General features: G+C 65.5%; 1 protein-coding gene. It reads right to left on the bottom strand.

Features of this window, described 5'->3' with window-relative positions; translation table 11 throughout:
• Positions 1-1,299: Na+/H+ antiporter (locus EN991_RS36270; RefSeq protein WP_127370521.1), on the bottom strand; the 1,299-nt coding region annotated here is incomplete at its 3' end.
• Between the last annotated feature and the right edge of the window lie 101 nt (positions 1,300-1,400).

Consider the following 1,400-nt stretch of genomic DNA (forward strand, 5'->3'; position numbering starts at 1 on the left):
CGCCAGCCGCTCCTCGGCGGCGCCGGCATCCTCACCCGGCTCGACCAGCCCCCTGGCGATCGTCGGCAGAGCGAGACTGGCGAAGACCAGCGAACAGATGATGACGCCGGCGGCCAGGAAAATGACCAGATCGCGTGCCGGGAACGGCGAGCCGTCCGGCATGGCGAGCGGCAGCGACAATATGCCGGCCAGCGTGATGGCGCCGCGCACGCCGGCCACCGAACCGGCGAGCCGCACGCGCAACCCGAACGGCTCCACCTTGCGCTTGCCCAGACGTGCGGCGATGCCGGCTGCGAGATCGCCTACCCATATCCACAGGAAGCGCAACGCGATCAGGCACAGCGTCAGCGCCACGACGGTCGCGATCGGCTGGATAATCGGGTGCAGGCTCATGAGTTCCGGCGGCACATGGCGGATGATGTCGGGAAGCTGCAGGCCGAGCACGATGAAGAGAGCACCGTTGAAAACGAAGGAAAGCGTCGTCCACAGCGACATCGTCTGCATGCGGGCCGAGACGCCGAGGAAGCGAAACACGCCGGAGCCGCCGGTGAGCAGGCCGGCGGTAACAGCCGCCAGAATACCGGACGCTCCGACATGCTCGGCGCCGAGATAGGCGATGAAGGGCAGCAGAACCATCACCAGCACCTGCGCTTCGGCCGGCACGCCGCCGATCCGGTTGAGCAATTGCAGCAGCTTGGCGGCAACGAACAGTGCCGCGACGCCGATCAGGATGCCAATCGCCACGGCATAGAGAAAACTGAGCGAAGCCGCGGCAAGGGAAAAGCTGCCGGTCAGCACTGCTGCGACGGCGAAGCGGAACATGACGAGGCCTGAAGCGTCGTTGAGCAGCGACTCGCCTTCGAGAATGTGCATCAGCCGCGCCGGGACGACATTCCTGTCGACGATCGAGGACACGGCCACCGCGTCGGTCGGCGACAGCACCGCGGCAAGCGCAAAAGCGACCACCAGAGGGATGCTCGGCACTAGCCAATGCAAGGCGTAGCCGAAGCCGACGATGGTGAAGAAGACCAGCCCTATGGCCAGATCCAGGATCGGTCCGCGCAGCGCCATCAGTTCACGCTTCGGTGCGCCATAGGCATCGCCGAACAGCAGCGGCGGAATGAACACCAGCAGGAACAGTTCCGGATTGATCTCGACATGGATGCCGCGCACCGGCCAGGCGAGCGCGGCACCGATCGCAATCTGCAGCACCGGCAACGGCACCCGCACCAGGCGAACCAGCGCGCCGGAAAGCGCCACGAAGACGAGCACGACCAGAATGAAGACAGCGACTTCCATGGTCCGGTTCCAGGCTTTCCCGCCGACCATGCGCAAAGCCGGCCGATCCGTCCAGCCGCCCTCCCGTGAAAAACGCCGCGGCACCCAATCAATGAAAAAGG

The organism is Mesorhizobium sp. M7A.F.Ca.US.005.03.2.1 (assembly GCF_003997795.1).
In the GTDB taxonomy this organism is placed as follows: Bacteria; Pseudomonadota; Alphaproteobacteria; order Rhizobiales; family Rhizobiaceae; genus Mesorhizobium; species Mesorhizobium ciceri.